The organism is Pseudomonas sp. LAIL14HWK12:I1, from assembly GCF_003202095.1.
Lineage (GTDB): Bacteria > Pseudomonadota > Gammaproteobacteria > Pseudomonadales > Pseudomonadaceae > Aquipseudomonas > Aquipseudomonas monteilii.
This window is the reverse complement of sequence record NZ_QJKG01000014.1, coordinates 45,516-71,907: the sequence shown is the minus strand read 5'-3', so window position 1 is coordinate 71,907 and position 26,392 is coordinate 45,516. Positions and strand designations below refer to the sequence as shown.

Annotated in this window: 22 protein-coding genes and 1 pseudogene; all 23 read left to right on the top strand. The window is 64.2% G+C overall.

Annotated features, from left to right (window positions below; all coding sequences use genetic code 11):
- Positions 1 to 604, top strand: a pseudogene (locus D906_RS26555) (hypothetical protein); the annotation flags it as partial.
- The gene (locus tag D906_RS25735; protein ID WP_256586168.1) at positions 523 to 2,028 is read left to right on the top strand and encodes an oxidoreductase; all 1,506 of its coding nucleotides are present in this window, start codon (positions 523 to 525) and stop codon (positions 2,026 to 2,028) included. The pseudogene D906_RS26555 and the gene D906_RS25735, both read left to right, overlap by 82 nt.
- Positions 2,025 to 2,840, top strand: coding sequence for a DUF6708 domain-containing protein (locus tag D906_RS26930; RefSeq protein WP_232238390.1), 816 nt, complete (start codon positions 2,025 to 2,027; stop codon positions 2,838 to 2,840). The genes D906_RS25735 and D906_RS26930 overlap by 4 nt, the downstream gene beginning before the upstream one ends.
- A gap of 276 nt (positions 2,841 to 3,116) precedes the next feature.
- Positions 3,117 to 8,972: a manganese-oxidizing multicopper oxidase MnxG gene (gene mnxG, locus D906_RS25725; protein WP_027615828.1), complete on the top strand. Its 5,856-nt coding sequence runs from the start codon at positions 3,117 to 3,119 to the stop codon at positions 8,970 to 8,972.
- A gap of 18 nt (positions 8,973 to 8,990) precedes the next feature.
- The gene (locus D906_RS25720; protein ID WP_019098790.1) at positions 8,991 to 10,967 is read left to right on the top strand and encodes a cytochrome D1 domain-containing protein; all 1,977 of its coding nucleotides are present in this window, start codon (positions 8,991 to 8,993) and stop codon (positions 10,965 to 10,967) included.
- On the top strand, positions 10,964 to 11,620 hold the full coding sequence (locus D906_RS25715) for an SCO family protein (protein ID WP_019098789.1): 657 nt from the start codon (positions 10,964 to 10,966) through the stop codon (positions 11,618 to 11,620). Before D906_RS25720 ends, D906_RS25715 begins: the two co-directional genes overlap by 4 nt.
- Positions 11,617 to 12,282, top strand: coding sequence for an SCO family protein (locus tag D906_RS25710; protein ID WP_019098788.1), 666 nt, complete (start codon positions 11,617 to 11,619; stop codon positions 12,280 to 12,282). Before D906_RS25715 ends, D906_RS25710 begins: the two co-directional genes overlap by 4 nt.
- A gap of 2 nt (positions 12,283 to 12,284) precedes the next feature.
- Positions 12,285 to 13,805, top strand: a complete 1,521-nt coding sequence (locus D906_RS25705) for an ABC transporter substrate-binding protein (RefSeq protein WP_019098787.1) — start codon at positions 12,285 to 12,287, stop codon at positions 13,803 to 13,805.
- 12 nt (positions 13,806 to 13,817) lie between these two features.
- A complete protein-coding gene (locus D906_RS25700) occupies positions 13,818 to 14,459 on the top strand; it encodes a SurA N-terminal domain-containing protein (RefSeq protein WP_019098786.1) in 642 nt (213 codons plus the stop codon).
- A 249-nt stretch (positions 14,460 to 14,708) separates the two neighbouring features.
- Positions 14,709 to 15,242, top strand: a complete 534-nt coding sequence (locus D906_RS25695) for a response regulator (protein ID WP_016713959.1) — start codon at positions 14,709 to 14,711, stop codon at positions 15,240 to 15,242.
- Positions 15,243 to 15,302: 60 nt separating this feature from the next.
- Entirely contained in the window at positions 15,303 to 16,976 is a 1,674-nt protein-coding gene (locus tag D906_RS25690) for a GspE/PulE family protein (RefSeq protein WP_025754868.1), read from the top strand.
- Positions 16,960 to 17,739: a hypothetical protein gene (locus D906_RS25685; RefSeq protein ID WP_019097069.1), complete on the top strand. Its 780-nt coding sequence runs from the start codon at positions 16,960 to 16,962 to the stop codon at positions 17,737 to 17,739. The genes D906_RS25690 and D906_RS25685 overlap by 17 nt, the downstream gene beginning before the upstream one ends.
- A gap of 1 nt (position 17,740) precedes the next feature.
- Positions 17,741 to 18,283, top strand: a complete 543-nt coding sequence (locus D906_RS25680) for a pilus protein (RefSeq protein ID WP_019097068.1) — start codon at positions 17,741 to 17,743, stop codon at positions 18,281 to 18,283.
- A complete protein-coding gene (pilO, locus tag D906_RS25675; RefSeq protein ID WP_019097067.1) occupies positions 18,270 to 18,830 on the top strand; it encodes a type 4a pilus biogenesis protein PilO in 561 nt (186 codons plus the stop codon). Before D906_RS25680 ends, pilO begins: the two co-directional genes overlap by 14 nt.
- Positions 18,830 to 19,339, top strand: coding sequence for a hypothetical protein (locus D906_RS25670; RefSeq protein ID WP_027615827.1), 510 nt, complete (start codon positions 18,830 to 18,832; stop codon positions 19,337 to 19,339). The genes pilO and D906_RS25670 overlap by 1 nt, the downstream gene beginning before the upstream one ends.
- On the top strand, positions 19,336 to 21,201 hold the full coding sequence (locus D906_RS25665) for a secretin N-terminal domain-containing protein (RefSeq protein ID WP_027615826.1): 1,866 nt from the start codon (positions 19,336 to 19,338) through the stop codon (positions 21,199 to 21,201). Before D906_RS25670 ends, D906_RS25665 begins: the two co-directional genes overlap by 4 nt.
- Positions 21,198 to 21,677 (top strand): type II secretion system protein, encoded by a 480-nt coding sequence (locus tag D906_RS25660; RefSeq protein ID WP_016713966.1) that lies wholly within the window; start codon positions 21,198 to 21,200, stop codon positions 21,675 to 21,677. The genes D906_RS25665 and D906_RS25660 overlap by 4 nt, the downstream gene beginning before the upstream one ends.
- Positions 21,678 to 21,682: 5 nt before the next feature.
- A complete protein-coding gene (locus D906_RS25655) occupies positions 21,683 to 22,057 on the top strand; it encodes a type II secretion system protein (RefSeq protein WP_019097064.1) in 375 nt (124 codons plus the stop codon).
- Positions 22,032 to 22,559, top strand: coding sequence for a type II secretion system protein (locus tag D906_RS25650; protein WP_019097063.1), 528 nt, complete (start codon positions 22,032 to 22,034; stop codon positions 22,557 to 22,559). Before D906_RS25655 ends, D906_RS25650 begins: the two co-directional genes overlap by 26 nt.
- Complete coding sequence (gene csgE / locus D906_RS25645) at positions 22,556 to 22,951, top strand: curli production assembly/transport protein CsgE (RefSeq protein WP_019097062.1); 396 nt, start codon at positions 22,556 to 22,558, stop codon at positions 22,949 to 22,951. Before D906_RS25650 ends, csgE begins: the two co-directional genes overlap by 4 nt.
- Positions 22,948 to 23,361, top strand: coding sequence for a curli assembly protein CsgF (locus D906_RS25640; protein ID WP_016487339.1), 414 nt, complete (start codon positions 22,948 to 22,950; stop codon positions 23,359 to 23,361). The genes csgE and D906_RS25640 overlap by 4 nt, the downstream gene beginning before the upstream one ends.
- 34 nt (positions 23,362 to 23,395) lie before the next feature.
- Entirely contained in the window at positions 23,396 to 24,247 is an 852-nt protein-coding gene (locus D906_RS25635; protein WP_025754865.1) for a CsgG/HfaB family protein, read from the top strand.
- Between the two features lie 232 nt (positions 24,248 to 24,479).
- Positions 24,480 to 26,390, top strand: a complete 1,911-nt coding sequence (locus tag D906_RS25630; RefSeq protein WP_027615825.1) for a sigma-54-dependent Fis family transcriptional regulator — start codon at positions 24,480 to 24,482, stop codon at positions 26,388 to 26,390.
- The last annotated feature ends 2 nt before the right edge of the window (positions 26,391 to 26,392 follow it).

Sequence of the window (26,392 nt, the reverse complement as noted above, 5' to 3'; positions counted from 1 at the left end):
CCCTTGGCCGGTCAGCGTGTTGAATGCCTACAAGAAGGGCCAGGCGCCTGCCCATCGCTTCGAAGGGCTGGACCTGACTCAGGCGCGCAACAACCCCGAGTTGCTGGGCATCGCCATGACGCCCGACAACCTGCGGGTCGACAAGGAAGTGTTCGAGTACGCGCAGCATGGGTGTTCGCCATTCGACAGTGCGCATGGCTTCCACACCCGCTGGTTGCGAAGGTTTGCCCTGAAGGGATACCTGGTCAACGCGATGAACCGGCACACGCTGGAGAAGGGTGTGCTGGCGGTGGTGCTGGACGATACCGTGGGTTTTATTCAGGAGTTCAACCATCAGCGGTTGAGCTGGGTGGTGAAGCGCCAGGTCTGGCGCGAAGACCCCATGCGGGCCTACCAGTTGCAGACGTCGCAGATTCTGCAAGTCATTCGCGCCACGCACCGGGAGTGGGCCGCGCAGAAAGTGCCGTCGCTGGAGCCCATGACCGGCGACGGACCACCGGTGTTCACCGACCCAGGGATCGGATGCATCGCAATGTCGAAGACTTCGACCTCTATTCAACCAAGGCCTGGAACAAGGTGCGGCCGATCATGCAGCACGGGCTGATGAGCCTGGCCGTGCTCGACCCACGGTTTACCCACACGATGATCAGCGTGACGGTGTGGGTAGAGGGTACGGCTGAAGAAGTGCGTGGCCGGTTGCTTGAGGGAGCCAGCATGAAGGTGACCCAGGCGAGCAGTGCGGCACAGATTGCCTTGGTGGATATCTCGGTGGCGGCGGGGACGCTGGAGGCGAATGCGCGCAAGTTGTTCCAGGGGATGAGGATCACTGCGCAGCAGGCGGCGAAGCTTGTGCGGACCGGCTTTAGCGGCTTGCGGGGTGTGGCAGGTAGCTGGGAGTTGCTGTTGGCGATAGGTGGGTTGTATTTGCAATACGACAGCCTGAGCAGAAACCAGGATAAAGCAGAAACCGAGATTGGGCCCAAGGCGCATGAGGCCAAGCTCGCATTGCATGGGTCCCAATTAGGAATATTGGGCGGACAGATTGAGTTGATTGGGCTCGTAATGCGCTCCAGCGCCAGCGCCATACGTAGGCCATGGGCTGAAGGAGCTGCTATCACTGGAGAGGCCACAATAAAAATTGGTGCGGTATTGAGTGCAGTTGCAGGGGTTTTTGACACGGTACAAGCGATTTTGGCAATCAAGCGAACTATGGCCGCCGGTGATACTCTAGCTGCTAAGAAATATGTTGTTGTGGCTTTTGCTTATGGTTTGGGTACCGTGGCATTTGCAGTTACAGTTTTCAAACCTTTCGTATTTGGTCCGTTGGGCCTTGCAGTCACATTAACTTTGATTGCTTATGAGTTGAGCAAGCGAGCGGAACCCAATGATTCAACTGATCTCGAGCGCTGGGTGCGTAGATGCTATTTTGGGCTTGCTAATGAAACCCCTTCCATACACTGGAATGCTCCGGAATTTTCAGACATAGCCTTCGCTGAGCTCAATGCTGCAACGTTGGGCGTTCAGGCAAAGCTACACTTTGAGTCGAGTTTGGCTACGGACCCTACCCTCCCCAAGATAGGAGGTTTGGTCAGCTTGAACACGGTGCAGCAGCTCAGGTTTCTCGCCGCATTACCCAGGTTTACTAAAGCGAAGTCCGCCTATCGCTGGAAACTGATAGCGCATCGTTTCGGTGATGGAACGTTTCCGGATTTCGTAGGTGGAGAGACTATTGCCTCGGGCGATTACCTGGCACACGCAACGAAATCACTTTCACCATCATCGTCATTTTCTAAATTTTCACCCCCGCGCCACCCGGACTATGCGAGTGATTTTTCCATTGATGAAAACCAGAGACCCTATGCCGTCGAAGACGGCAGTGTTCAGCTTGAAATTTCTGGGGTTGTGCCCCTGGTTCCTATGATTGGGACCCACAGCTTGCTCGCCGCCACTCTGCTGATTATGTATTGGCCCGACCGCAATTTGCCGGACGCCTATATTGAAGTTTGCTCTCGGGAGATGAATGAATGACGCTTAAGCCCAAGGTTTTATGGGAGCGTGCTATAGGTTGGAGCTATGATCTGCCTCCAACGGGAAAGGCACCAGATGGCCTCTGCTGGGTAGAGAAGGTCAACCCTTCGCCTAATTATATTAATGATGTTTACCTCGAGCTGCCAAGAAAAACCATAAGTCTTCGAGGTTTTTCAGCGCTAGTGGGGATCCCAAGTTTGTGCTTTGGGGTCGGAATGACACTATTTTTGTACTGGAGTTTGTTGGTTTATGGCTGGCAGCGCGACTGGTTAGAGAATGTGTTGTTTATACTCGGTCCACCGTTAGCTCTATGGGTACTCATCCCTTACATAAAGCAGGATTTTGTCTTTCCCAGAGACGAACCCATTCGTTTCAATCGCCTACGTAGAAAAATCTACATCTACGAGTTCAGGTACGACCGCATATTCATTTTCAGTCGCAAACGCTGGGGCGTCCGACCCGTCGCCTATAACTGGGACGACGTCACTGCCGAGGTCTACCGTATCTACGCCCCCGGCCACGGAGGCCTGATCGAAAACGTCATGCTGTCAGTCCGTAATCCTGAGACAAACGAAGTCATTGACCGTGTCTTCTTCACGCATACCCTGCGTCAGGGCGAGGCCTACTGGGCCATTGCCCGTCTGTTCATGCAACAAGGCCCTGAAGCCCTGCCCAAATTCGTGCACCCACCCCGCGACTGGAACGACGACGATGGCCTGAGCCACATGCATTGCCTGGCACCAAAGGTTGAATGGCCAGCGGACATCGACCGTGAATCCCGTACTGCACCGTCTGACGCAGAGGCCCCATGAGCGGGGACAACCTGTGGCGCAGAGATAGAGAGCGGGTTAAGCATTTCCTGGTCGAAGGTGCGGCGGTTTGGGAATTCGGGCATGCCCGTTCCCACAGTGATCACGTCGTCTTCAAGAAATCCAGCGAGGTACCCCCACTTCGGGGGAATGCTGCCGGGTGATCCTCCCCAATCTGTTTCGGTTGCTACCGTAACTAACTGAAAAGAATATAAATATTCTTCTGGCACACACCTTGCTCCACACCTCCGCAGAGTCCCCGTGCCCCGGAGGTGCAGCATGTCTACGCCACGCAAAGGCCCCCTTCTGTCATCACTCGTTCTGGCCCTGCTCGGCTGGGAAACGACCAGCGAGGCGGCCGTGCAGTGCCAGCGCACCTTGGTCGCCAATGTGGTGGCGCTGGACCAGCCACTGATGTTCAACCGCCTTGGCGCGCAAAATGCCAACGGCATGATGTTCGCCCTTCGTGAAGATGTGGTGGACGACAAGCAGGTCCCTCTCAGCAAGGGCGGGGCCGCTGTCCCGGGCAAGGTCACCTTGCGCCCGGACAAGCGCCCAAGGCCGATCGTGCTGCGGGTGGCCGCCGGTGACTGCCTCACGGTCAACCTGACCAACCTGCTGGCGTACCAGGCCAACCCCAACAAACACGGTATCGACCCCGAAGAAAACGAGGCCGAAGGCGAGGAGGAAGGCCCGGAAACCGAGGTCGAAAACGAAGGCGGTGAACATTTCGTTGCCGACGAGCAAGTCAATGACCGGCATGTCGGCTTCCAGGTGAACGGCATGCAGGCGGTCAACAGCATTGGCGACATCGCCGCCAACACGGGCCGCAATGGCAACTTCCTGGTGTCGCCCGGCAATACCCGCAGTTACACCCTGTACGCTGAGCGCGAGGGGGCTTTTGCGGCCACCAGCCAAGGCGCCACCTTTGGTGGCCAGGGCGGGGCGGGCAACGTTGCCAACGGCCTGTTCGGCCAGGTGGTGGTGGTACCCAAAGGTGGGCGAACCTACCGCAACACCCTGACCGAAGAAGAAATGCGCCTGGCCACCACCGGCCGTACCGCCACCGGCCAGCCGGTGATCGACTACCAGGCCCGCTACCCGCAGGCCGAACCGTGGCTCACCGAGGGCAAAGCAGGCAAGCCGATCATTGCCATGGTCGACGGCAATGAAATCCTCAACAGTGAAACCGACGCCATCGTCATGGGGCCGAACCCCGACGGCAGCTTCCCGCGCTCGACCTACCCGCTGGAAAGCGTCAACAAGCGCAACCCGGCACTGCCCAACCGGCTTGAAGCGTTCCGCGACTTCGCCTCGCAGTTTGCCGATGAAGTGGCTGCCACCCAAGCCTTCCCGGGCTACTGGGCGGACCCGGTGATGGGCCATGTGCTGGAGCCGACCCGCGACTCGTTCATGATCAACTACGGCTCTGGCGGTATGGGCGCTGAAGTGGTCGCCAACCGCCTGGGCGTGGGGCCGATGCATGATTGCCTGTCGTGCGCGTACGAGGAGTTTTTCCTCAGTGCCCACACCGTAGGCGATATCGGCACCCTCGTGGACGTGCCAGCCAACGTCGGCCTGGAAAACATTCGCCCAGGCGAAACGCCGCCGGCCAGCGCCGTGGGCGTCAAGGCCAACATGGCCCTGTACCCGGCAGAACCCGCCAACGTGCACCACAGTTACATTGGCGACTTCACCAAGTTCCGCAACACCCACAATGGCCACGAACAGCACATCTTCCACCTGCACGGCCACCAGTGGCTGTTCAACCCCAACGACGACAACTCCGACTACATTGACGCCCAAGGCATCGGCCCTGGCATCGGCTACACCTACGAAATCGCCAACGGCGGCTCGGGCAACCGCAACCGCGTGGCGGGCGATGCGATTTACCACTGCCACTTCTACCCGCACTTCGCCCAAGGCATGTGGGCCATGTGGCGGGTACATGACGTGTTCGAAGAAGGCACCCGGCTGGAAGTGAGCGGCCAGGGCGAAAATGGCTTCCACAGTACGCCGTTCGCACTGCGCAGCGGCAAGCCAGCCGTTGGCGCCCGGGCATTGCCTGATGGCGAAATCGTTGCCGGTACGCCGATCCCCGCCATCGTGCCGCTGCCTGGCAAGGCCATGGCGCCGATGCCGGGCAAGGTGGTGGTGGTGCCCAAGCTGTCCGAAGAACTGGTCGCTGCCAATGACGATGACGACGAAGAAGAGGGCGACGACGATCACGCCAACGAAATGCCAGCGCGCAAGGCCGTGGGTTCGCTGGCACTGGTCGACCGCACCGATGCCAACCGCAACGCTGATGGCACCCTGAAAAACCCGGGCTACCCGTTCTGGATCGGCGGCATGGAGAGCAGCGTGGGCAACCGCCCGCCAACCCCGCCACTGGACATGCTCGACCCGGCCCTGGCCCGGCAGCTGAAAGACAGCGGCAAAGCCCTGTGGGCAAACCTGGACCCCAACCAGGTCGATGGCTGGGATGGCGGCCTGGGCCGGCATGCGCTGGACGGCGTGTCTGCAGGCGGCGAAGCGGTGACCACCACCACCAAGCTGGACTTCTCCAAGGTGGTGCACAAGGCCAAGCCCATCTACCTGCCTGAAGAAGGCACCGATGTCGAGCAGGCCGCCATGCAGTTCCACGCCAAGGCCGAGCACCCAAGCTTTGCCCTGGTGCCCGGCAGCCAACCCGTTGCCAAGGCGTTCCGCACCAACGGTGCCTTGCCCACGGCCGGTGCGCCGTTCTACGAGCCTTGCATGGATGACCGTGGCAAACGCCTGACCCAAACCTCAGGGGTAGGCGAGTACGTCAGCGGCGAGAGCCTCACCGGCATGAACTTCCGGGGTTCGTCCACCTTCACCGCCGACCGGCCGCGCATCTACAAAGGCGCCAACATCCAGTTCGACGCGGTGTACAACAAGGTTGGCTACCACTTCCCGCAGGCGCGCATTCTGGCGCTGTGGGAAGACGCCTGGCCGGTGATCACCAAGCAGCGCCCGCCAGAGCCGCTGGTGATGCGCATGAACACGTTTGACTGCACCATGTACACCCACACCAACCTGATCCCGTCGTACTACGAAATGGACGACTACCAGGTGCGTACCCCCACCGACGTGATCGGTCAGCACATTCACCTGCCCAAGTGGGACCTGACCGCCGCTGACGGCTCGGCCAACGGCTGGAACTACGAAGACGGCATTCTCTCGCCCGGCAGCGTGGTGGAACGTGTGCATGCCATTCGTGCCTACAACGGTTGCACCGAAGGCGACAGCCGCGACGGCACTGCTGCCTGCCCGAAAGCCAAGCAGCACCCGTACTTCGGCCGCTTTGGCCGGGCTGACTGGCTGGGCGCGCGCACGGCCATGCAGCGTTGGTTTGCGGACCCGCTGGTAAACGTGAACAACGTCGACCGTGGCCTGGGCACCATCTTTACCCACGACCACCTCGGCCCATCGACCCACCAGCAGCTCGGGCTGTATGCCACCGTGCTGGCCGAGCCTGCCGGCTCCACCTGGTACCATGCCGAAACCGGCGAACAACTGTACAACCCGGCCACACGCCAGGACGGCGGGCCGACTTCGTGGCAGGCGGTGATCAAGACCGGCGACCACGATGGCGACGGCAAGAACGACAGCTACCGTGAGTTCTTCCTGGAGTACAGCGACTTCCAGCATGCCTATGAAGCCGGCGTGTATGTGGGCGCAGGCCCAGACGGCATCCCCAATGGCCAGTCCTACCCGGCCACGGCCGACAGCTTCCGCTATGCCATCAACCCGCCGGTCCGGCAGAAGGCATCCAACCTGCTGGAATCGGTGGTCGAGTCCCGCGGTGGCCTGGCCCCTGGCTGCCCAAGCCGGCCTTGCCCACAGGCGATTTCGGTGGATGACCCGGGCATGTTCGTCGTCAACTACCGCAACGAGCCGCTGGCCCTGCGCGTGTTCGACCCGAACAAGGTCGGCCCCGACGGCAAACGCGGCATGCAGGCGGACGGCCTGGCCGGCGACCTGAGCTACGCCTTGCAAAGCCGTACCGACCGTGCAATCCCGGCCATGAACATGGCACCGTCGGCAATCACCTCGGCCGTTGGCCCAACCGGCGGGACCACGCTGTTCCCACCGCACATCAACAAGGCCGGCAGCGAGCCGGGCGACCCGTTCACACCCATGCTGCGCACCTACTCTGGCGACAACGTGCGCCTGCGCCTGCACGCCGGTGGCCATGAAGAGGAGCACAACGTCACCCTGCACGGTGTGAAGTGGCTGCAGAATGGCTCGGGCTTCGGTAACAGTTCCAACTCGGGCTGGAAGGCCTCGCAGATGATCGGTATCTCCGAACAGATGGGCTTCATGGCACCGGTGTCGATGATTTCCAGTTCCGCCGCTACCAATGGTGATTACCTGTACTCCATGGACGCCGCCCTGGAAGGCTACTGGAACGGTATCTGGGGGGTGATGCGCAACTACACCGCTCAACGCGCCGACCTGTTCCCGCTGCCGAACAACACCCAGCCAGTGGCCATGCGCAATACCGTGAACTTTGAGGGCATTTGCCCGAAAACCACAGCCAACCCCAACGGCATCGGTACCCGCACCACGGTCAAACGCAGCTACGAGATTGTCGCGGCCCTGGCCAACGACATCCTCGAAAACCGCAACGGTGTCAGCATCAACGACCCGGCCGGCGCGGGCCAGCATGTCGGCGGGCCACTAAAAGCCAATGGCGGCACCCTGGTGTTCAACAGCCGCAAGACCAGCATCCCGCAGGTCACGGTGGTGGACGAAGAGGATGGCACCACCTTCACCGTCGGCGGCCACAGCGCACCGCTGCATGACCCGACCGCCGTGCTGTACGTGCGCAAGGCCGACCTGGACGCCACCACCGGCAAGCTCAAGGCTGGTGTGCCAGTGGAGCCGCTGGTGCTGCGCGCCAACGCTGGCGACTGCATCAGCATCACCCTTGAGAACCGCCTGCCGTCGGTCATGCCAGACCTGCCCAGTACTGCCGTGATGCAGAACGTGGTCAAGCGTGACCGCTTCGACAGCGAAGGCTCCACCGCTTTCAACAACAACCTGATGCGGCCTTCCAGCCATGTGGGCCTGCATGCCCAGTTGCTGGCCTACGACATCACCAAGTCCGACGGTGTCAACGTGGGCGCCAACCCGGTGCAAACCGTGCCACCCCGGGCGGGCAACAGTGGGGCCTACCCAAGCCGGGTGTACCAGTACTACGCCGGGCACCTGGAGCGCGAAGGCAAGCCGGTGCTGCAACTGGGCCGCACGGTCGACAACATCAACACCACCGCCATCGAGTTCGGTGGCCTGAACCTGGCGCCGTCAGACTTCATCAAGCAGCCGCAGAAAGGCCTGGTGGGCGCCATGAGCATCCTGCCGCAAACCGCAACCTGGACCGAGGACACCGCCAGCCGGGCCCAGGCCACGGTCAAGGTCACCGGCCAGCCCGACTACCGCGACCTGGTCACGGTGTGGCAGCGCTCGATGAACATGCGCTGGGCTGACGGCCGCCCGGTCGAAGGCATCGCCACCGAAGGCAATGGCGTGCCGGGCGACCCGAAAGACAACGGCAACATGGCCATGAACTACAAGACCGAACCGCTGTGGCTGCGCTTTGGCCTGGCACCGGATGCCCCCTTCGGCCATGCCGATGGCTTTGGCTTCGCCGATGTGTCGAACGCGCACATGGCCTACAGCAACGCCCTGGTCGGCGGTGACCCGCAAACCCCGGTGCTGTATGCCAAGCCCGGCCAGCCTGTGCGCAGCCATGTGCTGATGCCCAGTGGTGGCAGCCGCGGTATCACCTACCAGCTCGATGGGCACCTGTGGCCGTTGCACAACTACCAGGCCGAAAAGAGTGACGCGGATGGCTACCCGATGAGCCTGCCCGGCATCGGCTCGGTGCGTTTCGGCTACAACCCGATGGCCATGTACATCGGCGCCCAGGAAAGCGTACTGCCAGCGGCACACTTCAGCTTCATGCTGCCCAGTGCCGGCGGTGCCAACGCGGTGGCGGGTGACTACCTGTTCCGCGACTACGCCGCCTACGGCAACCTCTCGGGGCTGTGGGGGATTTTGCGAGTGACCAACGAAGCGCCGCCGGCTACGGCCCCGGCGCAGTGACGGAAGGGGAGCGCGAGCATGAACAAGAAGACTCGCCCTGCTTACTTGGGGGTAGTGCTGGGCGTGGTGCTGATCGGCCTGGGCGTGGCGTATGAAAAGCTCTGGTGCGATCCCCGCGAGCTGTTGCAGGAAACTGCCGAACCGCAGGCGCCGCACCGGCTCATTCGTGATGGCGTAACCGTTGAGTTCGAGGCCCGGTCGCTGGCCGGGGGCGAGCTGAAGGAAGGCGGCTTCGCCAACATCCGCTTCAAACTCAGCGACCAGGCCAGTGGCCAACCGCTATCGGGCATGGCGCCGGGGGCGTGGATCGACCCGGCGCAGTCGGCCCCGGTGGGCGACCGTGACCAGAGCTGCAAGGCGCGGGTTGCGCTGTTTCTCAAGAGCAGCATCGGTGCCCGACCGCTGCTCGACCTGAACAGCTACTTCCTGTTGATGCTGAACAACGACGCCAGCCTGACGGTGATCGACCCCACCGTCTCGGTGGGCGGCGTGACCAGCACCATGGCGCGCATCGACCTGCCCGGGCGCCCCATGGACTGGGCGGCCACCAGCGACGATAAGCAGGTATTCGTGTCGATCCCCGAGCGCGGCAAGGTGGCGGTGATCGATACCGAGACCTTTACCCGCGTGGCCGATCTGGACGCTGGGGACCAGCCGTTGCGTGTGGCCCTGCAACCCGATCAGCACCGGCTGTGGGTGGGCAACAACAGCCGTGACCCGGCCAAGGGTGGGGTTACGGTGATCGACGTACCGGGGCGCACCACCCTGAAAAGCTTCAACACCGGCACCGGGCACCATGAAATCGCCTTCAGCGCCGACTCGCGCTTTGCCTACGTCAGCAACCGTGACAGTGGCACCCTGAGCGTGATCGATATCCCGGAAATGCGCCTGGCCACAACCATCAAGGTGGGCCCGCACCCGCTGTCGGTCAGCTATTCGGCGCTGTCCCAGGCGGTGTACGTGGTCGATGGCGAGGAGGGCAGTGTGCGGGTGTTCGATGCCCGTAGCCACCAATTGCGCCATACGGTCAAGGCCGAGCAGGGCCTGGGCCCCATGCGCTTCAGCAGCGATGGCCGTTACGGCATCGTGCTCAACACCCTGGAAAACCAGGCGCTGGTGATCGACGCCAGTACCGACAAGCTGATCCACCACATCCCGGTGGCGGCCGAACCGTACCAGCTCACCTTCACCAAGGGCTATGCCTACGTCCGTGGCCTGGCTTCGCCGAAGGTGACCATGATCAACCTGTCCAGCCTCGGTGAGGGGCGCTCGCCCATTGTCCAGAGCTTCGAGGCCGGCCCGGCGGCGCCGCGCCAGGCCGGTGACCTGCCGCTGGCCCAGGGGTTGTCGGTATCGCGTGACGACAATTCGGTGTTCGTGGTCAACCCGGTGGACAACACCACCTACTTCTACGCCGAAGGCATGAACGCGCCGATGTCCGGTTACAACAACCGTGGCCACCAGGCCCGCGCCGCCCTCGTCGTCGACCGCAGCCTGCGTGAGGTGGCGCCTGGGGTGTACGGCTCGACGGTGAAGTTGCCCGCCGCCGGCAAGTTCGACGTGGCCTTCCTGCTCAACCAGCCGCAAATCATCCACTGCTTCAGTACCGACGTGGCCGAAGCCCCCAATACCCGCAAGCGCAAGGGCGCGCACGCCGAGTTCATTGGCCTGGACCAGCCGATGTCGCAGCACAGCGCCATCAACGCGCGCGTGCGCATCGTCGGTGACGACGGCCAGCCACGCCTGGGCCTGAACGACTTGAGCTTGCGCTACTTCCTGGCACCGTCGTCGATGCCACGCAACCTGCAACTGCAGGAGGTGGGCGAGGGCGTGTACCAGGCGGCCCTGGCCCTGCCCGAGGCTGGCGCTTGGTACCTGCATGTGCAGTCGCCCTCGCTGGGGCGCAAGTTTGCCGAAGAAAACTACACCAGCCTGCGCGTCCTGCCGGCTGCAGCGACCAACGCTTCCCAGACTGATGTGAGGAATGTGCGATGAACACCCAGCATGCTTTCACACTGTTGGCCCTGAGCCTGGCACTGGCCAGCAACCTGGCCCTGGCCCACGCCGGACACGATCACAAAGGCCATGCCGAGCAGCCTCCGGCGGCGAGCCAGGAAAAGACCAGCGTGCGCTTTGCCGACGTTTCGCTGCTGAACCAGGACGGCATGCCGGTACGGCTGGAGAAAGACCTGGTAGGCGACCACCTGGTGGTCATGGGCTTCATCTACACCAGCTGCACCACGGTGTGCCCGGTGGTGTCGTCGATCATGGGCAAGGTCCAGCAACAACTGGGTGGCCGGGTAGGCGAGGAAATCCACATGGTGTCGATCAGCGTGGACCCGCAGCGTGACGACGCCAAGCGCCTGCAAGATTACGCCAAGGCCTTCCAGAAGGGGCCAGGCTGGAGCTGGCTGACCGGCACCCCGTACGCCATCACCGAAACCCTCAAGGGCCTGGGCAGCTTCAGCGCCGACCTCAGCCAGCATCCGCCGCTGATTCTGGTCGGTGACGGGCGTAGCGGGCACTGGACGCGTTATTACGGCTTCACCGACCCGGCGGTACTGATCGAAGAAATCAACCGCCTCAGCGCCCGCCGGGTGCATGCCAAGAGCACGGCCATCGCCGACCATCACGAGGTGCAACCATGAGCACTGTCACTTCCCGCCGCGCTGGCATGCGCGCGTTCGACTGGCTGGTACTGGGCGGCTGCCTGTGGATCCTCGCCTCGGTGGCGTTCGCCCACGAGGGCCATGCGCCTGGGGCGCCAGCGCCACAGCCGGCGCCCCAGGCGATGACCAGCGGCGGCGGCACCCGCGATGCCCAGGCCTGGTTCACCGACACCGTGCTGAAGGACCAGAACGGCCGCCAACTGCGCTTTTACAGCGATGTGCTCAAGGACAAGGTAGTGATGCTCAACGTGATCTTCACCCACTGTACCGACGCCTGCCCGCTGATCACCCGCAAACTGCGTGAAGTGCGCGAAGCCATGGGGCCGCAGCTGGCCAGCCAGGTGACCTTCGTCTCGATCAGTAGCGACCCGCTGAACGATACCCCGCAGGCGCTCAAGGCGTTTGCCGAGAAACAGGGGGTGGATGGGCCGAACTGGTTGTTCCTGACCGGTGACAAGGCCAATGTCGACCTGGTGCTCGGGCGTATCGGCCAGTTCCTGCCCAGCCCCGAGCAGCATTCGACGCAGTTGATTGCCGGTGATGTAGCGGGCAAACGCTGGAGCAAGATTCGCCCGGATGCGCCAGCCATGGCCATTGCCCAGCGCATGCAGCTGCTGACCCAGCCACTGGCAGGCCGGTGAGCATGATGAAGACCTGGGCGGTTTTGCTTATTGGTTTGGCATGCGGTACTTCGGCCTTTGCGCTGGACCTGACCGACCACGAGCTTGCTGGCAAACGCCTCTTCCGCGAGGGCGTCTCCAGCAGTGACGCCCAACTGCAAGCCCGGGTTGGAGCCAGCGACATGACGGTGCCCGCCAGCGTGTTGCCCTGTGCCAGTTGCCACGGCAACGACGGCCGTGGTCGCGCGGAAGGTGGGGTGCGCCCGCCCAGCCTCGACTGGCAACGCCTGGCACTCGGCCAAGGCACGCGCGAGGCCAACGGCCGCAGCTACCCGGCTTATACCGACAGCAGCCTGGCCCGGGCCATTCAGCATGGCGTGGACCCGGCCGGCAACCGCCTGGACCCGGCCATGCCACGCTTCGAGCTGACCCTGGCCGACCAGCGCAACCTCACCGCCTACCTCAAGCGCCTGGCCGAGGAACGCGACCCCGGTGTAGAGGAGGGCGTGTTGCGCTTGGGCACCTTGCTGCCCGCGAGCGGCCCCTTGGCCGAAGCCGGGCAGGTGGTGCGTGCGGTGCTGGAAGACGGCATGGCTCAACTCAACCAGCAAGGCGGCATACACGGGCGCCGCCTGGAGCTGGTCGTGCTTGATCCGGGCTTAGACCCCGCCAGCGCCGAGCAAGCCTTGCAGCAGTTGCTGCAGCAGGCGCGCGTGTTCGCGTTGATCTCGCCCCTGGCACCCATGCTCGACCAACGCCTGGCAACCTTGCTGGCGCCACAGAATGTGCCCCTGATCGGCAGCACCCCACGCAGCGGCGGCAGCCCACAGATCTTCGACCCGCTGCCCGGCCTGCCCGTGCAATTGCTTAGCCTGGCCGCCCATGCCCGTGCTGCGCTGGGCCTGGCCCCGGGTGACCTGCGTGTGGTGTATGCCGGCAACGAGCAGGCCGTATTGGCTGAACAGGTTCGCGAGCGCCTGCAGCAGCAAGGCTGGACGCCTGCCATCCAAGCCTTCGACGGCCAGGCCGTGGACGGGCGGGGCATCGTCTTCCTTGGCCGTGCCCAGGCCTTTGCCGAATTGGCCGCCGCGTTGCAGGCGGCAGGCCGTCAGCCCTACCTGTTCGCCGCCTCCAGCCAGGTGGCCGGTGCGATGGCGCGCTTGCCCGAGCAGTGGTCGCAACGGGTGTTCCTGGCCTATCCCTATGTGCCGGAAGACTGGACCGAGCAGGGGTTGGCGACCTTGGCCGGCCTGCAGCAGCGCCAGGGCCTCGACCCACGCCAGGCATCGTTGCAGGTCAACACCCTGTGCGCGCTACGGTTGCTGAGCGAGGCGCTGAAGCAGATAGGCCGTGACGCCAGCCGCGAGCAACTGATTGCCGCGCTGGAAGGCCTGCACGATGTGGCCACCGGCCTGACCCCCGCCTTGGGCTTTGGCCCAGGCCGCCGCCAGGGCATGGCGGGCGCCCATGTGGTAGCAGTGGCGCTACCTGGGCCGCGTTTCACCTCGGTTACCCCGTACCGGCCGGTGCCGGATACCCCTTGAGCGGAGGCTGCCATGCGTATCGTGTTGCTGTGCCTGCTGTTGGTGCTGGCCAAGGCGAGCTGGGCCGATGTGCCTGCGGCGCGGGTCAATGGCGTGGAAATCGGCGTGACGCGCCTGGAGCGTTACTTCAGCGAATACCTGACCGCCCAGGGCCGTGCGTTGACCAGCATTCGCAACCCGGGCCTGTACAAGCGCCTGCGCGATCAAGCGCTGGACGAGCTGATCGACAAAGAGCTGCTATGGCAGGAAGCCCGGCGCCAAGGCATCGCCATCAGTGACGCGCAGGTGTCGGCGCATGTGGGCGAGGTCGAAGCGGCGTTCGGCAGCCCGGCAATTTTCGAGCGGCGTCTGGCGGAGGCGGGTTTCGATAGGGCACAGTACACTGAGTACACCCGGCAAGACATGGCGGCCCAGCAGGTGTATGCCCAGCTCAGTGCAGTCGACGCGCCGAGCCAGGTCGAAGTGGAGGCTTTCTATGCTGCCAACCGGGAAACACTGCAAGGAGCGCAGAACCAAAGTGATAACCCTTCGGTCATACGTGAACAGGGCCTGGTCTTGGCCAGGGCGGCGCTTATCGGCAAGCGAGAGGCCGATGCGCGCCGGTCCGTGCGCCAACGTTTGCGCGACGCCGCCAACGTGGAGGTTGCAGACTGAGGCCCCTGATGGCGTTTCCCCCAATGCTGGGGAATTAAGGTTTGGCAATGTGCTATCAGTTCCCCCGCATGTGGGGAACCGGGCGGGTGTGCCTGCCCGGCGCGTTTCGGGTGTTGGCCGGCACCCTTGGCAAATCAGACACTTACAGCGGTGCAACATGACTATTCACGCCTGGCACGAAGCCTGCTCAAGCCTGTACAAGGGCGCACTTCGCAGACCGGGTAACCGGGCAGTACTTGGGAGTCGACCTTGGTGAACAGAGTATTGGTAGTCGATGACGAACAGACCCTTGCGCAAAACCTGCAAGCGTACCTGCAGGCGCAAGGCCTGGAAGCTCATGTTGCCCACGACGGTGCCAGTGGTATCCAACAGGCTGCAAGCCTGGCACCGCAAGTGATCGTGCTGGATTACCGCTTGCCCGATATGGAGGGTTTTCAGGTTCTGGAGGCCGTACGCAAGAACAGGCAGTGCCACTTCGTGCTGATCACCGCCCACCCCACTGTCGAAGTGCGTGAGCGGGCCGCCGAACTCGGTGTGAGCCATGTCCTGTTCAAGCCGTTCCCATTGGTGGAGCTGGCGCGTGCGATCTTCGACCTGATGGGCATCGAGCGCCGGCGCAGGGCCACGGACAACCCGGCTGAAGGGTTCGTCGAACGACGCCAGAACAGGAACGAATCGTTCCCCCTGCAGTTGTACGATGGAAGCTGGGTGTTGGCCGACCGCCGCCGTAATGGCGCCAAGCCCCCAGGGCCCGACGACGAACAACTGCTCGCAGGGGAATAGCGGCGCCCGCACCCCTGGCCGAGCCAGCCTGCGACGCGCCCCTGAGCGGAGTCGCAGGCCATGCCGCAAGCACGTGATGCAACAGTCTCAGCCTACCCCCGCGACCTGCTGGCCCAGGCCCGCCTGCAAGCCAGCGACGAGCGCCTGCTCAACTGCCTGGAACGCCTGGCCTGCGACACCCCGGCCACCTTCACCCAGCGCCTCGGCCTGACCCTGCACTACCCGGTGCTGGACAGCCACAGCCTGCTGGCCAGCACCCCGCGCTTCGACAAGGTGGCCCTGGCCCAGTGCCTGAAACGCGAATTCGTGCTGATCGAGCAGGGCGGCCAACTGCTGGGCGTGTTCGCCGACCCCTTCGACCCCGCCCGCCTGGCCTGGATCGACGATGTGCTGCAAGGCGCGCCACTCTACCTGGCCCACGCCGCCGAACTGGCCACCTTTCTGGCCCGCCACGAAGAAAGCTTCCACGCCGTCGATGCCCTCGACCATGACGCCGAGGCCAGCAGCGAAGGCGACCCGCTGCAACGCCTGTCGCTGGCCAGCATCAGCGAAGACCAGAGCCGCGTGGTCAAGCTGGTCAACTCCACCCTGTACGACGCCCTGAAGCTGCACGCCAGCGACATCCACCTGAGCATGACCGGCCAGGGCCTGACCATCAAGTACCGCATCGACGGTGTGCTCAACGGCGCTGGCAAGGCCAGTGGCAGCGCGTTTGCCGACCAGGTGATCTCGCGCATCAAGGTCATGGCCGAACTGGACATCGGTGAAAAGCGCGTCCCCCAGGACGGCCGCTTCAAGGTCGCCGTGGGTGACCGGCAAATCGACTTCCGCGTATCGATCATGCCCAGCATCTTTGGCGAAGACGCCGTGCTGCGGGTGCTCGACAAGCAGGACTTGTCCGACCGGGTCAGTGGCGTGCAGTTGCAGGCCCTGGGCTTTGCCGACGAGACCCTGCGCGCCCTGCGCCGGCTGGCCGCCGAACCCTACGGCATGATCCTGGTCACCGGCCCCACCGGCAGCGGCAAGACCACCACCCTGTACGCCATGATCAGCGAGATCAACCACGGTGTGGACAAGATCATCACCATCGAAGACCCGGTCGAGTACCAGTTGCCCGGCGTGTTGCAGATTCCGGTGAACGAAAAGAAGGGCCTGACCTTCGCCCGTGGCCTGCGCTCGATCCTGCGCCACGACCCGGACAAGATACTGGTGGGTGAAATCCGCGACCCGGACACTGCCCAGATCGCTGTGCAGTCGGCACTCACCGGCCACCTGGTTTTCACCACCATCCACGCCAACAACGTGTTCGATGTGATTGGCCGCTTCAGCCAGATGCAGGTCGACCCCTACAGCTTCGTTTCCGCGCTGAACGCCGTGCTGGCCCAGCGCCTGATCCGCCTGGCCTGCCCGCACTGCGCCACGCCCTGCGAACACGATGACGATACCCTGTATGGCTCGGGCCTGACCCGCGAAGGCGTGGCCGGCTGGAAGTTCGTCCGCGTGCAGGGCTGTGGCCAGTGCCGTGGCAGTGGCTACCGCGGCCGCAGCGCCATCGCCGAACTGCTGCACCTGGACGACGACCTGCGCCAGATGATCGTCGAGCGCCGCCCCCTGTCGCAAATCAAGACACTCGCCTGCCAGCGCGGCCTGCGCCTGCTGCGCGCTTCGGCCCTGGACCTGGTCCGCGATGGCCGCACCACCCTCGAGGAGATCAACCGTGTCACATTCATCTGATCGTTTCTGCGCCGTGCTCGGCGCCGAGGGTGTCGGCTTGGGTTGCTGGCACAAACACCAACACCAGTGGCTGGGCAGCCGCGAGTTCAGCTGCGACGGCGCCCAACCGGCCTGGGAAGCTGCCGTCGACGCATTGGCCGCGCTGCTGGCCGAGCATGCTGTACGTGGCGCTCAACTGCGGGTGCTGCTGTCGGCCCGCTACAGCCGCTTCTGCTTAGTGCCCTGGAGTGACGCCATCGGCCATCCACGCGAGCTGGACGCCTATGCCCGGGCCTGCTTCGAAAACCTCTACGGGCAGCCGCTGGACGACTGGCGCATCGTGTTGTCGCCCGAGCCTGCCGGTGCCGCCCGCATCGCCACGGCGCTGCCTGATGCCCTGCTGCAACGGTTGCAGGGGCTGGGCCGGGAAAGTCGCCTGAGCCTGCGCTCGGTGCAACCGTACCTGATGGCCGCCTACAACCGCTGCTCGTCACAACTGGCGCAGGGTGACTTCCTGTTCGTGCTGGCCGAGCCGCGCCGCAGCGTGCTGCTGCTGGCTGCGGGTGGCGCCTGGCAGCAAGTGCTGGCGCAAGGTTGCGCTGACAGTGACCAAGCCCTGCAAGCGCTGATCGAGCGCACCTGCGAGCTGTATGGCGAGCACCTGCCCCGGGTGTACCTGCATGCCCCAGGCCGGGGCGACGTGCCGCAACTGGCGGCGGTGCAGCTGTGCCAGCCGGCCAGCGAAGCCGACCCGTTGTGCGCCATGTGGCGGGCGGTGGCCTGACATGCGCCGCCTCGAACTGGAATTCCAACCCCGGCGCAGCGGCCCGTTGGCCTGGTCGCTGCTGGCCTTGGGCAGTGCCCTGGTCGCAGGCCTGGTACTGCTTCAGTACACCTTGCAGAACGAGCAGGTCGAGCTGGAAGACAGCGTGCACAGTCTGGAGCTGCAACTGGGGCGCCGCCCGGCCACTGCCGCTGCGCAAAGCACGGCTGCCAGCCGTGAGCAGGCCGAGCGCCTGGCGCAGATGCGCAGTGTGTCGCAGCAATTGCAACGCCCGTGGCAGCAGTTGTTCGCCATGCTCGAAGCCATGCCGCAGGACGATGTCGCACTACTGGGCCTGACCCCGGACGCGCGCAAGGGCCAGGTCCGCATTGCCGCCGAGGCACGCAACCTTGAGGCGATGCTGCAGTACCACCAGCGCCTGGAAGCCAGCGACGAGCTCAGCGATGTGTCGCTGCTCAACCACGAGGTGTTGGCCGCGCAGCCTGAGCACCCGGTGCGCTTCACCCTCACCGCCACCTGGGAGACCGGCCATGCGCGCCCTTGAGCTGAACAGCCTGATCCTCCAGGAGCGTCTGCGTCGCGTTGGCCCGGTCGGCTTGGCGGCGGTGGCGGTAGGCCTGCTGGCCTTGGGCGTGGGGTGCGCCGGGGTGCTGCCGCAGTGGCAGAACGTGCGCGAGCTGCGTGCAACCGAGGCGGATGCCAGCGTACAGGTGGAGCGGGTCAAGCGTGGCGAGCTGAAAATCGCCGTCAAGCCCGAGCAGCAGGCGCTCGACAGCCTGCGCCAGCAGCTGCCGGGCCAGCCCCAGGCCAGCGAGCTGATCGAGCGCCTCTACCACCTGGCCAGTGCCGAGCACATCAGCCTGGCCCGTGGCGAGTATGCCTTGGGCATCGACCCCAAGACCCAGCTGGCGCGCTACCAGATCGTGCTGCCGGTGCGTGGTAGCTACCCGCAGATTCGTGGTTTTCTCAAGGGCCTGCTCAAGCAACTGCCGACCCTGGTGCTGGAAGACCTCGAGCTGCAACGCAAACGTATCGGCGATAGCGAGCTGAATGCCCGCCTGCGCATGACCCTTTATCTGTCGAGGTCGTGATGAACACACTACGTGCAGTCATCTGGGCCGGCTTCCTCGGGGTGAGCGCGGCGTTGGCCTGGGCACCGGGACACTGGTTTGGCCAGGACGACGGCGTCGCGGCCTTCTCGGGTAAACCCGTTCCCACAGGGACTGTGGGCGCCGCCGAACCTGTGGGCGCGGCTTTAGCCGCGAAAGGGCCGGAACAGGCCTCCAGAGACCTGTTCCCCAAGCAGCAGTGGACCAAACCCCAGGCCGTGGCCACCGTCACCGAACAACCTGTGGTCGCCGCGCCGGTCGTGGCGGCAGCCCCGACCGCCCCTGAGCTGCCGTTCCAGTTCATCGGCCGCATGGGGACCAACGACGACCTGCAAATCTTTTTGCAGAGCGGCGAAAAACTCTACGTCGTGCGCCAGGGCGACGTGATCGAAGACACCTACCGCCTCGATCGGGTATCGGCCGAAGAGCTGAGCCTGGTCTACCTGCCTTTGCATCAGTCGCAGACTTTGTCTGTAGGGAGCGTACCATGAAGTCGTCAAAGCTGTGCAAGCCTGCTCCGTTCCTGCTTTTGGCGTTGTGTGTGGCCATAGCCGGTTGCGGTTCCAGTGCGGTACGCAAGGGCAGCGACCAGTTGATGAAGGAGGGCCAGTACGAAGCCGGCATCGCCCGCCTGGAAGAGGCCTTGCGCGATGACCCGCGCGACACCGAGCTGAACATCGCCTTGGCCCATAGCCGGCAGGCCGCAGTCGAGGCGCTGATCACCCAGGCCGATGCCGACCGTATCCGCCATGACTTTGCCAATGCCCGCATGGGCTACGGTCGGGTGCTGACCCTGGAACCGAACAACCGCCGCGCCCTGGAAGGCATCCGCCAGCTGGAGCTGATCCGCACCCTCGACGAGCGCGTGGCCTTGGGCCAGGCGGCGTTGCGCCAGGGCGACCTGTTCGGCGCCGAGCGCTACATGCGTGAAGTGCTGCGCCTGGACCCGCAAAACCAGAAGGGCATTACCCTGCGCAGCGACATCGAGAACGTCCAGGCGCGCACCGCACAGCCCTACCCGCAGCTGCGCAGCAAGCTGGAGCGGCCGGTCACCCTGGAATTTCGCGATGCCAACCTGAAGACCATCTTCGAAGTGCTGTCCCAGGTCGCCGGCATCAACTTCATTTTCGACAAGGACATGCGCCCGGACATGAAGGCCACCATCTTCGTGCGTGAGGTGCGCATCGAGGATGCCGTGGCGCTGCTGCTGGAGCAGAACCAGCTGCGCCAGAAGATCGTCAACGACAACACCGTGATGGTGTACCCCGACTCGCCGCAAAAGACCAAGGACTACCAGGAACTGGTCATGCGCACCTTCTACCTGACCAGTATCGATGCCAACACCGCGCTGAACATGGTCAAGACCATGCTCAAGACCCGCGACGTGTTCGTTGACGAGCGCCTCAACACCCTGACCATGCGCGACACCCCGGACGCCGTGCGCATGGCCGAGAAGCTGCTGCAGTCGCAGGACCAGTCCAACCCCGAGGTTGTGCTGGAAGTGGAGGTGATGGAGGTGGCCACCTCGCGCATCCTCGACCTCGGCCTGCAATGGCCCAATACCTTCGGCGTGTTGAGCAACGATGGCAAGCCGGTGAGCGTGCTCGACCAGTTGCGTGGCATCGATTCCAGCCGCATCAGCATTTCGCCGGCGCCGCAGGCCAAGATCAACGCCCAGGACAAGGACATCAACACCCTGGCCAGCCCGGTGATCCGCGTCAGCAACCGCGAGCAGGCACGTATCCACATTGGCCAGCGCGTACCGATCATCAGCGCCACCTCGGTACCGTCCACTCAGGGCCCGGTGATCACCGAAAGCGTCACCTACCTGGACGTCGGCCTGAAGCTCGAAGTACAGCCCACCGTGCACCTGAACAACGAGGTGGCGATCAAGGTGGCGCTGGAAGTGAGCAACGCTACCCCGCTGGAGGCCACCCGCCAAGGCACCATCCCGGTCCAGGTCGACACCCGTAACGCCCAGACCAGCCTGCGCCTGCACGATGGCGAGACCCAGGTACTGGCCGGCCTGGTGCGCAACGACCACAACGCCAGCGGCAACAAGATCCCGGGGCTCGGCGATATCCCGGGCCTGGGCCGGCTGTTCGGCAGCAACAAGGACGACATGAGCAAAAGCGAGCTGGTGCTGGCCATTACCCCCCGCATCGTGCGCAACCTGCCCTACCAGAGCCCGTCGGACATGGAATTTTCCACCGGTACCGAGTCGGCCATGCAGGTACGCCAGATGGCACCGCTGCCACCCATGGACGTACCCGGCAATGCGCCGACCACCGACGCGCCAGTGGTGGACAGCCAGATGGCGGTCGTCCCGGCCAACGGGAGCCCACGCCCATGAAAGCGCAGCGCCGCATGCAGGGTTTCAGCCTGATCGAGGTGGTGCTGACCCTGGCACTGCTCGGGCTGCTGGCCAGCATGGCCGCGCCGCTGACCGAAACCGTGGTGCGCCGCGGCAAGGAGCAGCAACTGCGTGAAGCGCTGTACCAGATTCGCGATGCCATCGACGCGTACAAGCGGGCTTTTGACGCGGGCTACATCGAGAAGCGCCTGGACGCCAGTGGTTACCCGCCAAACCTGCAGGTGCTGGTTGACGGCGTGCGTGACGTGCGCAGTGCCAAGGGCGCGAAGTTCTACTTCCTGCGGCGCATCCCGCACGACCCGCTGGTGGCGGCCAAGGACAGGGACGAAGGCGCTTGGGGGCTGCGCGCATACGACAGCAGCCCCGACAACCCCCGCGAAGGCGAAGATGTGTTCGATGTGTACTCCAAGGCCCGCGGCAAAGGCCTCAACAACATCCCTTACGGGCAATGGTGACAGCCATGAAACGCAGCAAAGGCTTCACCCTGATCGAGCTGCTGGTGGTGATGGCAATCATCGCCACGCTGCTGACCATCGCCATGCCGCGCTACTTCAACAGCCTGGAAAGCTCCCGCGAGGCCACCCTGCGCCAGAGCCTGGCGGTGCTGCGCGAGGCGCTGGACCACTACTACGGCGACACCGGCCATTACCCGGATTCGCTGGAGCAGTTGGTAGAACAGCGCTACCTGCGCAACACCCCGGTCGACCCGATCACCGAGCGCAGCGACGCCTGGCAGCTGGTGCCACCGCCTGAAGGCGTGGCTGGCGGCGTGGGCGATATCAAGAGCGGTGCCACAGGGAGGGCGCGCGATGGCAGCCTCTTCGCTGAATGGTAAGGCCAACGGCGGCTTTACCTACCTGGGCGTGCTCTTGCTGATTGCAGTCAGCAGTGTGGCCTTGGCCGCCACCGGCACGCTCTGGGCCAGCGCCGCCCAGCGCGACCGTGAACGCCAACTGCTGTGGGTGGGCAGCCAGTACGCCCAGGCCCTGCGCAGCTACTACCGCGCCTCGCCGGGCCTGGCCCAGTACCCGCAAGACCTGGTCGACTTGCTGCAGGACAACCGCTTTCCGCAGGCCAAGCGGCACATTCGCAGGCTGTACCCCGACCCCATTACCAACAGCGACGAGTGGGGCCTGCTGCGCTCGATCGACGGCCGCATCACGGGAGTGCACAGCCGCTCGGACGCCACCCCGTTCAAGCGCAGTGGCTTCAGCGCCGAGTGGACCGGTTTCGAAGGGCTGGAACACTACAGCGACTGGCAGTTCGTCGCCGAGCAGGCCTTCAGCGAAGGCGCCGATGGTGTGCAAACCCACAGCGGCCCGGGAGACACGCCATGAATACCCTGGCCGCACTCTGCCTGAGCATGCTGCTGGTGTTGGCCACTTCGGCCAAGGCCTCGAGCGAGGACGAGATGCAGGGCTTCATCGTCGACAACACCATCTCGCACATCGGCCACGACTTTTACTACTACTTCGCCGACCGCCTGCGGGCCACCAGCCGCCTGGACTTCAACCTGGTGGTACGCGAACGCCCGGATGCGCGCTGGGGCAGCCTGGTCACCGTGGAGTTCGAACGTGAGGTCATGTACCGCCGCTTCCTGCCCCCGAACACCACCGAGCTCAAAGACGAGGCCGTTGCAGCCGCCGACCTGGTCAAGCAGCAGATCATTCAACGCAAGCTGCAACGCCTGCTACAGGACACCACCGACTTGGAGAGGGACGAGCTATGAACCACCGCATACCCCGCTGCATCGCCGCCTGCCTGCTGGCCAGCGCCTGTGCTGCCCAGGCCACCGAGCTGGTGTACACCCCGGTCAACCCGGCCTTTGGCGGCAACCCGCTCAACGGCACCTGGCTGCTGAACAACGCCCAGGCGCAGAACGACTACGACGACCCCGACCTCAAGGACCGTGCCTCGGCCTTTACCGGCACCACGGCCCTGGAGCGTTTCAGCAACCAGCTGGAGTCGCGGATGTTGTCGCAGTTGCTGGACAACATCAGCAATGGCAGCACCGGCAGCATGGCGACCGATGCGTTTCTCATCGACGTCATCGACGATTCCGGGGCCTTGAGTATCAAGGTCACCGATCGCGCCACAGGAGAAATTTCGATCATTGAGGTCAGCGGCCTGAACCCCTGAGAGGGAAGGGCTTTTATGTTGGGGAGAGAACACCATGAAACGTCTGCTGAGCACGCTGCTGATCCTCACCGCCCTGGGCCTGCAAAGTGGTTGCAGCCTGCGCGAACCCATGTCGGCTGAACAGGACTCGGAAACCCCGACCCTGACCCCGCGCGCCTCGACCTACTACGACCTGATCAACATGCCACGGCCCAAAGGCCGGCTGATGGCCGTGGTGTACGGCTTCCGCGACCAGACCGGCCAGTACAAGCCCACCCCGGCCAGCTCGTTCTCCACCAGTGTCACCCAGGGCGCAGCCAGCATGCTGATGGACGCCCTGAGCGCCAGCGGCTGGTTCGTGGTGCTGGAGCGTGAAGGGCTGCAGAACCTGCTGACCGAGCGCAAGATCATCCGTGCTTCGCAGAAAAAACCGGATGTACCGGAAAACATCATGGGCGAGCTGCCACCGCTGCAGGCCGCCAACCTGATGCTGGAGGGCGGCATCATCGCCTACGACACCAACGTGCGCAGCGGCGGCGAGGGCGCCCGCTACCTGGGGATAGACATCTCACGCGAATACCGGGTGGACCAGGTAACCGTCAACCTGCGTGCGGTGGACGTGCGCACCGGGCAGGTGCTGGCCAATGTGATGACCAGCAAGACCATCTACTCGGTTGGCCGCAGTGCCGGGGTGTTCAAGTTCATCGAGTTCAAGAAGCTGCTGGAGGCCGAGGTGGGGTACACCACCAACGAACCGGCGCAGCTGTGCGTGCTGTCGGCGATCGAGGCGGCGGTGGGGCATTTGCTGGCACAGGGGATCGAGCGGCGGTTGTGGCAGGTGGCGGGGGATGTGGGGGAGGGTAAGGCGACGGTGGACAAGTACCTGAGCCAGAATCAGCAGCCGTGATCGGGTTTGGAGGCCTCTTCGCGGGTAAACCCGCTCCTACTGAGCGGGTTTACCCGCGAAGAGGCCGGTGCAGGCAACGTAATAGCCCACGCGGCTTCATCCCTTTACGTAAACGTCACCATATGCCACCTTCTACCGCAGCCTGATGACGGCCAGGGATTTCTCCCGCACACTGCGGAAAATTCCCAAGCCCGTTCCCCGCCACCTTCGCGGGGTACAGCCGGAGTAGAAAATGGCGCGACAACTCATAACAAACGCCCAAGACCCGCTGCACGAATCCCGACAGGCACGCCTGAAGCTGGCCAGCGAGGGCGAGCTGCCGCTGGGCATGCTGCGCGACGAGATTGACGCGTCCTGGCGCCGCAGCCTGGGCCATGGCCTGGATTGCCTGCAAGGCGAGCAAGTCGGCCTGGGCCTGGAGCGGGGCCATGACCTGCGCATGCTGCTGGAGCGCAACCGGTTGCTGGTCGACGCCGTTACCCCCGAACTGGACTACCTGGTCGCACGCCAGGGCAAGTCTGGCATCGTCATCCTTGGCGATGCCAAGGCCAATGTGCTGGCCATCGAAGGCCAGACCCACGTGCTCGGCCGCGAGGGCCTGCGTGATCTGCACCCGGGCAGCTGCTGGAGCGAATCGCTGCGTGGCACCAATGCCATCGGAACGGCCGTGGTTGAAGGCCGGCCAACGCTGATCAACTGCGGCGAGCACTACCTTGACCGCCTGAGCCCGTTCTCCTGCACATCGGTGCCCCTGCGCGACCCGCGTGGCGAGGTGATCGGTGTGCTCGACATCACCCGCGAAGGGGTAATGGCGCAGCCACAGGACAGCCTGACAACGCTGATGCTGGCCGCCGGCAACATCGAAAGCCGCATGTTCGGTCTGTGCCACCCCGAGCAACTGGTGCTGGCCTTCCACAGTCGCCCGCAATACCTCAACAGCGCCTGGCACGGCCTGCTGGCACTGAGCCTGGACGGTGAAGTACTGGCAGCCAACGACAGTGCCTGCCAGCTGTTGCAGGTGCCACGCCATGAACTGATCGGGCGGCGCAGCACAGACCTGCTGGGCGAGCGTTCACCTGCGTTTATTGCACGCCTGTGGCAGGGCGGGGTGAGCAGTGTGCAGACGGCCAAGGGCGAGTTCTACTTCCGCGCCTTGCAGCTGCCACGGCATGGCCGGGTCAATGGCAGCGCGCCGGCAAGCAAACCGACGCTGGGCAAGCAGTCGCCCGCACTCGACGCATTGGCGGGTGGCGACCCGCGCCTGGCGCGCAACCTGCGCATGGCCCGACAGGGGCTGGGCAATGGCCTGCCAGTGCTGCTGCTGGGCGAGACCGGTACCGGCAAGGAAGTGGTCGCCCGGGCCTTGCACCAGGCCAGCCCGCGCGCCGACAAACCGTTTGTGGCCGTCAACTGCGCAGCCATCCCCGAAGGCTTGATCGAGTCAGAACTGTTCGGCTACCGCGAGGGCGCCTTCACCGGTTCCCGCCGGGGCGGCATGGTCGGGCGGTTGATGCAGGCCCATGGCGGCACGCTGTTCCTGGACGAAATCGGCGACATGCCGCTGGCCTTGCAAGCGCGCCTGTTACGGGTATTGCAGGAGCGCCGGGTGGCGCCGTTGGGGGCGGGCGACGAACAGGACATCGATGTAGCGCTGATCTGCGCCACTCACCGTGATCTCAAGCGCCTGGTACAAGAGCAACACTTCCGCGAAGACCTGTACTACCGGGTTAACGGCGTGTCGCTGCGCTTACCGGCCCTGCGCGAGCGGGATGACCTGGCCGCGATCATTCAGGGGTTGCTGGACAAGTCCGATGCCCGTGGCGTTACGCTGGACCCGGCATTGGCTGCCTTGCTGGAAGGCTTCGACTGGCCGGGCAACATCCGCCAGCTGGAGATGGTGGTGCGCACGGCGTTGGCCATGCGCGAGAACGGCGAGCAGGTACTGACCCTGGATCACCTTACCGATTGCCTGCTGGACGAACTGGCCAGCAGCACCGCGCCCTCTGGTAGCCTCAAGGACAACGAGCTGGAGCAGATCCGCAGCGCGCTGGCGCGCCACCAAGGCAACGTTTCGGCTGCGGCCGAGGCGCTGGGGATCAGCCGGGCGACGCTGTACCGCAAGCTCAAACAGTTGCGCGGCTGAAC

Bases quoted from the DNA above. Each gene is read 5' to 3' on its own strand.
- D906_RS25655 (WP_019097064.1), top strand. From the start codon at position 21,683: ATGAAACGCAGCAAAGGCTTCACCCTGATCGAGCTGCTGGTGGTGATG.
- D906_RS25705 (WP_019098787.1), top strand. From the start codon at position 12,285: ATGATGAAGACCTGGGCGGTTTTGCTTATTGGTTTGGCATGCGGTACT.
- D906_RS25710 (WP_019098788.1), top strand. From the start codon at position 11,617: ATGAGCACTGTCACTTCCCGCCGCGCTGGCATGCGCGCGTTCGACTGG.
- mnxG (WP_027615828.1), top strand. From the start codon at position 3,117: ATGTCTACGCCACGCAAAGGCCCCCTTCTGTCATCACTCGTTCTGGCC.
- D906_RS25680 (WP_019097068.1), top strand. From the start codon at position 17,741: ATGCGCCGCCTCGAACTGGAATTCCAACCCCGGCGCAGCGGCCCGTTG.
- D906_RS25660 (WP_016713966.1), top strand. From the start codon at position 21,198: ATGAAAGCGCAGCGCCGCATGCAGGGTTTCAGCCTGATCGAGGTGGTG.
- D906_RS25720 (WP_019098790.1), top strand. From the start codon at position 8,991: ATGAACAAGAAGACTCGCCCTGCTTACTTGGGGGTAGTGCTGGGCGTG.
- D906_RS25700 (WP_019098786.1), top strand. From the start codon at position 13,818: ATGCGTATCGTGTTGCTGTGCCTGCTGTTGGTGCTGGCCAAGGCGAGC.
- D906_RS25630 (WP_027615825.1), top strand. From the start codon at position 24,480: ATGGCGCGACAACTCATAACAAACGCCCAAGACCCGCTGCACGAATCC.
- D906_RS25635 (WP_025754865.1), top strand. From the start codon at position 23,396: ATGAAACGTCTGCTGAGCACGCTGCTGATCCTCACCGCCCTGGGCCTG.
- D906_RS26930 (WP_232238390.1), top strand. From the start codon at position 2,025: ATGACGCTTAAGCCCAAGGTTTTATGGGAGCGTGCTATAGGTTGGAGC.
- csgE (WP_019097062.1), top strand. From the start codon at position 22,556: ATGAATACCCTGGCCGCACTCTGCCTGAGCATGCTGCTGGTGTTGGCC.
- D906_RS25715 (WP_019098789.1), top strand. From the start codon at position 10,964: ATGAACACCCAGCATGCTTTCACACTGTTGGCCCTGAGCCTGGCACTG.
- D906_RS25640 (WP_016487339.1), top strand. From the start codon at position 22,948: ATGAACCACCGCATACCCCGCTGCATCGCCGCCTGCCTGCTGGCCAGC.
- D906_RS25690 (WP_025754868.1), top strand. From the start codon at position 15,303: ATGCCGCAAGCACGTGATGCAACAGTCTCAGCCTACCCCCGCGACCTG.
- pilO (WP_019097067.1), top strand. From the start codon at position 18,270: ATGCGCGCCCTTGAGCTGAACAGCCTGATCCTCCAGGAGCGTCTGCGT.
- D906_RS25670 (WP_027615827.1), top strand. From the start codon at position 18,830: ATGAACACACTACGTGCAGTCATCTGGGCCGGCTTCCTCGGGGTGAGC.
- D906_RS25735 (WP_256586168.1), top strand. From the start codon at position 523: ATGCATCGCAATGTCGAAGACTTCGACCTCTATTCAACCAAGGCCTGG.
- D906_RS25665 (WP_027615826.1), top strand. From the start codon at position 19,336: ATGAAGTCGTCAAAGCTGTGCAAGCCTGCTCCGTTCCTGCTTTTGGCG.
- D906_RS25650 (WP_019097063.1), top strand. From the start codon at position 22,032: ATGGCAGCCTCTTCGCTGAATGGTAAGGCCAACGGCGGCTTTACCTAC.